Origin of the sequence: Vibrio sp. 10N.286.46.A8 (genome assembly GCF_041470165.1) — a bacterium.
GTDB lineage: Bacteria > Pseudomonadota > Gammaproteobacteria > Enterobacterales > Vibrionaceae > Vibrio > Vibrio tasmaniensis_A.
The window spans coordinates 1-9,976 of the sequence record NZ_JBFRLX010000255.1 but is presented as its reverse complement, the minus strand read 5'-3'; the positions used below and the strand labels follow the sequence as shown (position 1 = coordinate 9,976).

8 protein-coding genes are annotated in these 9,976 nt (G+C 45.3%); 7 read left to right on the top strand and 1 reads right to left on the bottom strand.

What is annotated here, in order from left to right; genetic code table 11:
- Positions 1 to 250 precede the first annotated feature (250 nt).
- A complete protein-coding gene (grxB, locus tag AB4232_RS20725) occupies positions 251 to 883 on the top strand; it encodes a glutaredoxin 2 (RefSeq protein WP_012601055.1) in 633 nt (210 codons plus the stop codon).
- A 117-nt stretch (positions 884 to 1,000) separates the two neighbouring features.
- Here grxB and AB4232_RS20720 read toward each other — a convergent pair whose 3' ends face one another.
- Positions 1,001 to 1,834 (bottom strand): pyruvate, water dikinase regulatory protein, encoded by an 834-nt coding sequence (locus AB4232_RS20720; protein ID WP_372087909.1) that lies wholly within the window; start codon positions 1,832 to 1,834, stop codon positions 1,001 to 1,003.
- 178 nt (positions 1,835 to 2,012) lie between these two features.
- Between AB4232_RS20720 and ppsA the strand changes: the two genes are divergently transcribed.
- The 6 genes from ppsA to AB4232_RS20690 all read left to right on the top strand — a co-directional run.
- A complete protein-coding gene (gene ppsA, locus AB4232_RS20715; RefSeq protein WP_372087908.1) occupies positions 2,013 to 4,385 on the top strand; it encodes a phosphoenolpyruvate synthase in 2,373 nt (790 codons plus the stop codon).
- 212 nt (positions 4,386 to 4,597) lie between these two features.
- A complete protein-coding gene (locus tag AB4232_RS20710) occupies positions 4,598 to 5,935 on the top strand; it encodes an MATE family efflux transporter (protein ID WP_372087907.1) in 1,338 nt (445 codons plus the stop codon).
- A 489-nt stretch (positions 5,936 to 6,424) separates the two neighbouring features.
- Positions 6,425 to 7,090: a transcriptional regulator gene (locus AB4232_RS20705; RefSeq protein ID WP_012601058.1), complete on the top strand. Its 666-nt coding sequence runs from the start codon at positions 6,425 to 6,427 to the stop codon at positions 7,088 to 7,090.
- Between the two features lie 24 nt (positions 7,091 to 7,114).
- On the top strand, positions 7,115 to 7,498 hold the full coding sequence (locus tag AB4232_RS20700; protein ID WP_372087906.1) for a RidA family protein: 384 nt from the start codon (positions 7,115 to 7,117) through the stop codon (positions 7,496 to 7,498).
- Between the two features lie 37 nt (positions 7,499 to 7,535).
- Complete coding sequence (locus AB4232_RS20695) at positions 7,536 to 8,942, top strand: cation:dicarboxylate symporter family transporter (protein WP_102482066.1); 1,407 nt, start codon at positions 7,536 to 7,538, stop codon at positions 8,940 to 8,942.
- Between the two features lie 77 nt (positions 8,943 to 9,019).
- Positions 9,020 to 9,976, top strand: a 957-nt coding sequence (locus tag AB4232_RS20690) for an FAD-dependent oxidoreductase (protein WP_372087905.1), incomplete at its 3' end; no start/stop codon positions are given.

Below are 9,976 nucleotides of genomic sequence, written 5' to 3'. Positions count from 1 at the left end.
CTTTTTTGTGCCTGTAATTTACCCACTAGTTTCCCCACTAAATTTACTCATTACAATAAAGTCCAATCCAACGGACAATAGAATTCAGTAAAGAGTATCTACACTAAATACTTATTGTCTGTTAGTGCATGCTGTTTATTAGTGCTAAGCGTTTACTGGAACTTGGCATTTATTGATGCTTAGTATTCGTAAGAGTTTCTGGTACATTAGCATTATCTTATACTTGTAATGACCATAAATGAGGGAAGCTATGAAGCTTTACATTTACGACCACTGCCCTTTCTGTGCAAGAGTTGCCTACATTGCTCAATCTCTTGGCTTGAATATCGAACTTGTTTCTGTGGATTATGATGATGCCCAAACCCTTATCGATCTGATCGGTAAAAAAATGGTGCCCGTCTTACAGAAAGACGATGGTTCTATCATGGCCGAAAGCCTAGACATCATTGCTTATTTCATGGATTTGAAATCAAATGATGAGCAACGTGAACCTTCAGAGCAGGCTACTCTTTTCCAAAGCCGTGCTTTCCCTCTTACTCAACAGATCGGACGCCCACGTTGGTGGAACCTCGACTTGGCTGAATATCGTTCGGCTGGAGCAAAAGAAGCTTGGCGTGTTAGTAAAGAGACCGAAGGCTTTAATTTTGAAGAGCTCTTAGAAAAGACCCCACAATACGTTCAACTGATTAACCCATTGCTGAAAGATGCAGAGCTTCTATTGGAGCTAGAGAATGGTGAATCATCGCTACCTTTGATTGATCAAGCTCTTTATTTCTCAATGCTTCGCGGTTTCTGTGTCGAACCAAGTATCGAATGGCCACCAGCACTTGAACATTGGCTCGAAAAACAGAGCAAAACGCTTAGCATCATGCTGCTTCGCTAATTTGTTGAGTCGTTAATAGTTAATAGTTAATAGCTAACAACCAGCTAAAAGAAAAATCGAAGCTCCCCGAACCATTGTCCGTACGAGCTTCGATTTTTATGACTCAATTGTCTTTTTCTACAACAAGCGCCTTCTCAAACCTGTACGTTCCAAGATTCGTGTCGAAATCTCTTCAACAGACAGTGACGAGGTGTTGATGTATGGAATGGCTTCACGTCTGAACAAACCTTCTACCGTTTGCAGCTCATACAAACATTGAGAGTCACTTGCGTACTCACTGCCTGCTAATCGATTTTCACGGATCTCGGTCAGCCTTTCCGCATCAATCGTCAAACCAAACAGCTTATGACGATATATCTCAAACTCCGGTAGCAACCTTAAGCGAGCAATATCATCATGGATAAACGGATAGTTTGCGACGCGTAAACCAAACTGCATTGCCATGTACAAGCTCGTTGGCGTTTTACCGCTGCGAGAGACTCCCAACAAGATAATGTCTGCCTCTTCCAAGCCTTTTAAAGTAATGCCGTCGTCGTGCGCTAACGTGTATTCGATAGCAGCAATACGGTCGAAGTATTTATCCGAGTCTTTATTGACGCTACGAGAACGCTGCAGCTTCGGCTTAGGCGCCATTTTCGTATCATCTTGCACTTTCTGCACGATACTCTCTAACACGTCATAACAATGCGCAGGCGCATCTAACAGCTTCAGTTTTATCTCCGGTATCACAATCGAGAAAAAGACCAAAGGTTCATGGCCTGTTGCTCGATATGAAATCTCGATCTTTTTCAATAAATCAGAAAGTTTGTCTTCACTTTCGACAAACGGGAAGGTTTTTTCATTAGCTTCGAATGGGAATTGACCTAGAACAACATGCCCTAAAGTCTCACATGTTATGGCCGTTCCATCAGAAACATAGAATACATCACGACTTTGGATATCAATTTGCATTTTTTATTTAATGTTTAAAATTATTTTGAGTAGGATGGGAACCATAATATATATAACGAAACCCTGCTGACTATTACGTCCCCCACAGCTTTAGAAAATAATTTACATTTTTTTAAACTGATACGTAATCGTTTGCCTTTAAATCCCTACAATGCTTGCTATGTTTCTGGAGAAATAAATGCAAAATAACACCCTATGGTTCAATGGCCTTTCCATGGAAGATGTCGACAAAGTCGGCGGTAAGAATGCTTCACTTGGTGAGATGGTTTCTAACCTAGCCAACGCTGGCGTATCAGTACCTAATGGTTTTGCTACCACCTCTTATGCGTTTAACAACTTTCTTGACTACAAAGGTCTTGATGAGCGCATACACCAACTCCTTGATGAACTTGATGTTGAAGATGTTGACGCACTGCGTAAGACAGGTGCAACGATTCGACAATGGGTTCTAGACGCACCCTTCCCAGAATCACTAGAGCAAGATATCCGTGATAACTACCGCGAACTGATTGAAGGCAACGAAGAATTGTCTGTTGCGGTTCGCTCATCGGCAACAGCTGAAGACCTTCCAGATGCTTCTTTTGCAGGCCAACAAGAAACCTTCCTTAACGTGAAAGGTATCGATGCGGTTATCGAAGCGGCTAAACACGTGTTCGCTTCTCTGTTTAACGATCGCGCCATCTCTTACCGAGTACACCAAGGCTTTGATCACCGCGGCATTTCATTGTCTGCGGGCATCCAGCGCATGGTTCGCTCAGACAAAGCTTCTTCAGGTGTGATGTTCACGCTTGATACTGAATCAGGCTTCGACCAAGTGGTATTCATCACCTCTTCTTGGGGCCTAGGCGAAATGGTCGTACAAGGCGCGGTGAACCCAGATGAGTTCTACGTTCATAAGCCAATGCTAGAAGCAGGTCACTACCCAGTAGTTAAAAAGACGTTTGGTTCTAAGTTGATCAAAATGATCTACTCAACCAACCAAGAGATCGGCAAGCAAGTTGATATCATCGACACGGATACTCAAGAGCGTAACGAGTTCTCATTGAACGATGAAGAGATCAAAGAACTAGCAAAGCAAGCGATGATCATCGAGAAGCACTACCAACGTCCGATGGACATTGAGTGGGCAAAAGATGGCATCGACGGCAAGCTTTACATCGTTCAAGCTCGTCCTGAAACAGTATGTTCTCAAAGCGACCAAAACGTTATCGAGCGTTACGAGCTAAACAACAAGGCAGATGTCTTGGTTGAAGGCCGAGCTATCGGTCAGCGTATCGGCTCTGGCCCTGTTCGCTTGGTTGACTCTCTAGACCAAATGTCACTGGTTCAAGAAGGTGACGTACTGGTAACCGACATGACAGACCCAGACTGGGAACCTGTGATGAAGAAAGCGTCTGCGATTGTGACTAACCGTGGCGGCCGTACTTGTCACGCAGCAATCATTGCTCGCGAGCTAGGTATCCCTGCAATTGTTGGTTGTGGTACCGCGACAAGCAGCCTTAATGATGGCGACACCGTAACAGTGTCATGCTCAGAAGGCGAAACAGGCTACGTTTACAACGGCGAACTCGACTTTGAGATCAAACGTTCTGAAGTTGATGAGCTACCAATGCTGCCAACTAAAGTAATGATGAACGTGGGTAACCCAGATCGTGCCTTCGACTTCGCTCAAATCCCGAATGAAGGTGTTGGCCTTGCTCGTCTTGAATTCATCATCAACAAGATGATCGGTATTCACCCTAAAGCTCTGTTGAACTTCGATGAGCAAACGGATGAGATCAAAGCTGAAATCAACCAGCGTATTCGTGGCTACAAAGATCCTATCGATTTCTACGTAAGCAAGCTAACAGAAGGCATTGCGACTATCGCTTCTGCATTCTGGCCTAAGCGTGTGATCGTACGTATGTCTGACTTCAAGTCGAACGAATACAGCAACCTTGTTGGCGGTAAAACGTTTGAACCACATGAAGAGAACCCAATGCTGGGCTTCCGTGGTGCATCTCGTTACATCTCACCAGTATTCGAAGACTGTTTTGAGCTAGAAACTCAAGCAATCAAACGTGTTCGTAACGAGATGGGTCTTAAGAACGTTGAAATCATGATTCCATTCGTTCGCACGCCAAGCGAAGCGGCATCGGTTATCGACATTCTGGCTAAGTTTGACCTACGCCGTGGCGACCAAGGTCTGAAAGTGATCATGATGTGTGAGCTACCATCGAACGCAATCTTGGCTGATGAGTTCTTGAAGTACTTCGATGGCTTCTCTATCGGCTCAAACGACATGACGCAGCTGACGCTTGGCCTAGACCGAGATTCAGGTGACGTTGCTCACTTATTTGACGAACGTAACCCAGCGGTGAAAGCGATGCTGAAAATGGCAATCGATGCAGCAGCTAAAGCGGGTAAATACGTAGGTATTTGTGGCCAAGGCCCATCTGACCATGACGACCTAGCGGAGTGGTTGATGGAACAAGGCATCAGCTCGGTTTCACTAAACCCAGATACGGTTATCGACACGTGGTTGAAGCTTGGTAACGTTGCAAACAAGTAACGCTTAGCGCCAACAAGTAGATATAACAGAAAGTAGATATAACAAAGCCAGTCATCGCGACTGGCTTTTTTGTTCACCGAAAGCCAACAAAGATAACCTGCCTAGCATAACAAACATTGGTATCGCGCTGACCTTACGTTATCCTTTACACAATTCTTCATTGAGAGGTTTGTCACCAATACAAACCTAACTTCAAGACTGATAAGAGCGTTATGAATTCTACTACCGCAACTCCCTCGCCTTCTCTTGGCCGACAACTCTATACAATGACATGGCCAATGCTGTTTGGGGTACTTTCCCTAATGAGCTTCCAGCTTGTCGACAGTGCTTTTATTGGCCAACTGGGCGTGCTACCGCTCGCTGTTCAGGGTTTCACACTTCCTATACAGATGATCATCATCGGTATTCAGGTCGGGTTAGGTATCGCGACGACCGCGGTAATCGCGAGAGCCATTGGCGCGAATGAAACGCGCTACGCTAAGCAGCTTGGTGGATTAGTGATTGCGATGGGCAGCGTGAGTGTCGCGCTTTTCTCCGTCATCATCTATCTGCTGCGAGGGCCAATTTTACAATTGTTGGATGCGCCACCGACGGTATTACCGATCATTGATTCTTATTGGATCTATTGGCTAGCCAGCTCTTGGACAGGTGCACTGCTCTACTTTTTCTACAGTGTGTGTCGTGCCAATGGTAATACCATGCTGCCCGGTTCAATGATGATCGCGACCAGTATCATCAACTTAATATTGGACCCGATTTTCATCTTTACGCTCGACATGGGCATCAATGGAGCCGCCATTGCGACCATCTTGGCGTTCGGTGCGGGTATATTTATCGTTGCACCAAAGGTCACCAAGAAGCATTGGATGACCTTCGACTGGCACGACCTCGACATCAGCAAGAGTGTTCGCTCCATTGGTAACATCATGGGGCCTGCGATGATCAGTCAGCTGCTGCCTCCTGTTTCATCCATGTTCGCCACTAAGCTGCTTGCTGGCTATGGCACAGCTGCCGTTGCAGCTTGGGCATTGGGTTCACGTTTTGAATTCTTCTCGATTGTCGCTGTGCTAGCACTAACGATGTCGATGCCTCCGATGATTGGCCGCATGCTAGGAGAGAACAACCTAGGTAACATACGCAAGCTCGTTAAGATTTCAGTGATGTTCGTATTGGGTTTCCAATTAGTGATTGCACTGGTGACTTGGTTATTCTCTGGCGGACTAGCAAACCTAATGACCAGTGAAAGCGAAGTCTCGACGATTTTAAACTATCACCTACTGATCGTACCTATTAGCTTAGGGCCATTAGGAATCTGTATGCTGATGGTTTCTGTCTCTAACGCATTAGGCAAGTCCTATACCGCCTTGACGATTTCAGCGCTGCGCCTATTCGCCTTCTTCTTACCTTGCTTGTGGGTTGGCTCTCAGTTAGCTGGAATTGAAGGCCTATTCTGGGGCGCAATGGCAGGTAATGTGCTTGCCGGCACCTGTGCATGGTTTATGTATCAGCGCGCGCTAAAACAAGTCGAGCTTAAACTGCCAAGCGAATAATCAAACAGAACACTCCAAAATAAAGCAGCAACTTCAGCTGCTTTTTTAGGATCTAAATCCTAGTTTGCATCCTATTAAAAAGCTGTTTTTTGTGAATTTAACTCTCTAATACAACCTCATTTTCAATTAACCACCTATCTTTACTCACCACCACATTCGCGAGTTAAATACCTGATTGCCATGCATTTGCAATACCAATCAATCCAACTTTTTGCCTTTCCTTATAACTTGTCCTAGATCATCAAAGGGTTCAAAAATGCAACCTTTGGTTTTAAATATGTAAACCTTGATGCGGTTTAAGAAATTAAACCTCATTTGGCTACCTTTGGTGATCTTGTTCAAATTCCGCTCGTGATACAGGTCTAAAACTTACGATTTGTTGATGTTTTGAACGCTCACTTCAGGTTTACAGAAGTTTACCGCACCTTGTGGGAATACCACCAAATGAGTAGATTTCAGTCATTGAGTTCAAAAATGTAAACCGAAATCATGAATGTAAAACAAGTTCGATTCACCGATGAAGACAGAGAATGCTTAAGCAATTACTTCCGCTTAGCAGACACTATCGCCGATTTGATTGGTCCTTACTGCGAAGTGGTTATCCATTCATTTGAAAGCTTAGAAAACTCAGTCGTGAAGATCGTCAATGGTCATCATACGGGTCGTGAAATTGGTTCACCGATCACCGATTTAGGTTTACGCATGTGGAGCACGTTCGAGAAAACTGGCGAAGTTTCTCCGAAGAGCTATTTCACCAACGCAGCAGATGGGTCCCTACTGAAATCAACCACCTGTGTGCTGGCGGGTCCACAGCAAAAACCTATCGGCATGCTGTGTATCAACATGAACTTATCTTTCCCATTCCCAGAAATCGTCAAAACGTTGATGCCGCAATGCAATGTGCCGCAAACCATTGTCAGCGAGACATTCAGCAACAATGCAAACGACGTCATTCAACAAGCATTGAGTTCAGCCATTAACGAGGTTGACCAAGATGAGTCGGTTTCTTGCAAAGGTCGTAATAAAGCCATCATCCGTTGTTTGTTTGATAACGGCGTATTTGAGCTAAAAGAGACGACTACACAAGTATCAGAACAACTTGGGATCAGCCGTCAGGCGGTTTACAAGTTTATCCGTGAATTTAAATCAGAATAAAACCAATAATTTAGGAGTTACATCGTGAAACAGATCATTGCCACTGAACAAGCACCTGCAGCTATCGGCCCTTACTCACAAGGTACGTCTTACGGCGACATGGTTTATACATCAGGCCAATTACCTCTCGTTCCAGAAACCATGAAGTTTGTCGAGGGCGGCATCAAAGAGCAGGCTCGTCAATCTCTTGAAAATTTGAAGGCTGTTTTAGAAGCAAGCGGGGCTGGCTTAGACACAGTATTCAAGACTACCTGCTTCCTATCAGACATGGAGAACTTCGTTGCCTTTAACGAAGTGTATACCGAGGTGTTTGGTACTGAGAATGCACCTGCACGTTCTTGTGTTGAAGCAGCAAGATTGCCAAAAGACGCACTGGTTGAAGTTGAAGCCATCGCATACAAAAAATAACCGATTTAGGTATTAATGGGTATCATAGGAGATTCTCATGAGCGTTTCATTTATCGCATTAAGCGTACTGTTCTTTGGGTTCTACGCACTGCTGTCGAACTTCAAAAAGCAAAAGAAAAGTTTTAACTTCCGCGTACTGAGTGCGCTTGCTGCTGGCTTGTTGTTCGGTGGCGCAATTCAACTTGTTTTCGGTGTCGGCAACGTTGCGACATCTGGCTTTGCTGAACTGATTTCCGTATTCGGTAAAGGCTACATCAAACTTCTACAAATGATCGTTATCCCACTGGTATTCGTGGCGATGATCTCTTCGATCATGAACGTTGAAGGCGGCGGCGCGTTGTCTCGTATCGCACCAAAAATCATCGGTATTCTACTTTTCACTTGTGCAATCTCAGCAGCCGTTGGTATCGCAAGTATTTACCTATTTGGTATCGATGCGAACGCGCTAGTAAGCACTATCGGCACAAACAGTGCGATTGAAGCTCGCGGTGATTCTCTGGTCGCAACACAAGATGCGATGGCGAGCAGCGGTCTGTCTGGTATGGCTCTGTCTATCATTCCAACCAACATCTTCGACATGCTAACGGGCTCTCAGCGTACTTCTACGCTATCAACTGTACTGTTCGGCATGTTCCTTGGTTACTGCATCCTTCAAGTGAAAAACCGTAAGCCAGAGAAAGTGCAAAACTTCGTTGATTTCATCAACTCTGCAAAAGAAGTGGTGCTTTCAATGGTTCGTGAAATCCTGAAGCTAACGCCTTACGGTGTATTCGCTCTGATGACCACGTTCATGATGACCAACGACCTATTCGCACTTGCAGAGATGGGCCGCTTCCTTCTAGCAAGCTACGTAGCAATTGGCGTTATGTTCGGCATCCACTTCGTCATGGTGTCAATGTTCGGTCTTTCTCCTGCTAAGTTCATGAAGAAAATCTGGCCAGTGCTGGTGTTCGGCTTCGGTTCTCGCTCAAGCATGGCAGCTATCCCACTAAACGTTGAAACACAAACTCAACGTCTAGGTGTAGACGAAGAAACAGCAAACATGTCAGCGACATTTGGTACCAGTATTGGTCAAAACGGTTGTGCAGGTATCTACCCAGCAATGCTAGCAATCATGGCGGCACAAGTAATGGGCATGCCTGTAGACTTAAGCTTCATCCTACAACTGATTGCTGTTATCGCGATTGCTTCATTCGGTATCGCGGGTGTTGGTGGCGGTGCAACGTTCGCAGCAGTAGCGGTACTGACCATCATGGGTCTAGACATCACAGTAGTCGCGATTCTAGTGTCTATCGAAGCTCTGATCGACATGGCTCGTACCGCGCTGAACATCTCAGGCTCTATGTTGTCTGGTGTTCTTACAGCGAAGAAGAATGGCTCATTGAATACTGAACAGTACGACGCTGACGTTACAGCGACAGTATCAAAAGAAGCAGCAGTATAATTCTCAAACTTAATTAAGAGCACTCCAAGTAAGTGCTCTTCTGTTTTTCCTGAGTTCAGGTTATTTAGGTAGTAAATATGAAAGTTGTTGTTATAGGCGGTAGCGCCGCTGGTATGAGTTTCGCAGCAAAGTACAAACGTAATCAACCATCAGACGAAGTCATCGTTTTAGATAAGCGTAGCTACATCTCATTCGGAGCCTGTGGCCTACCTTACTTTGCAGGCGGCATGTTTGATGACACCGAACGGATGATCTCCCGTACACCAGATCAAGCCATCAAATCAGGCTTAGATGTACGTGTAGAAACAGAAATGGTGTCGTTCGACCGCACTGAAAAACACATTACGGTGCGTCACCAAAATGAAGAAAGCGTCATCGGTTACGATATGTTGGTCATTGCAACAGGTGCGCGACCAATCGTTCCACCATTCGGTGAATTCAATCCAGAACACGTATACACACTAACAAGCATGGAAGATGGCTTAGCAGTCAAACAAGCGCTTAAAGACGATAGTAAACAACGCGTGTGTGTCATTGGCGCAGGCTTTATCGGCCTGGAAGTATTCGATGCAGCGCACGGCTTAGACAAACACGTGACGATCATCGAACGTGAACAACACATCATGAGCCGTCAGTTCAGCCCAGAGATCATTGAAGTTGTCGAAGGTGCAATTCGTGAATCCGGTGCAGAGCTAAAAACCGGTTGCAGCGTGTCTGCGATTCGCGATGCCGAGCAAGGTGGTTACATCGTAGAAACCGATAACGGCAATGTCGAAGCGGATGTCGTGATCCTGTCACTCGGCTTCAAACCAAACACGGAAGCATTCGAATTACCAAAGGCTCAAAATGGCGCGTTGTTGGTGAATGAATATGGTGCCACTGAAGACGCTTACATCCATGCTGTAGGTGACTGTGCCGTCGTACATCATATGGCACTAGGCAAACCCGTTTATGTTCCTCTAGCAACCACAGCCAATAAGCAAGCGCGTATGATGGCTGACAAGCTAGCAGGTAAAGATACCTATATGTCAGGC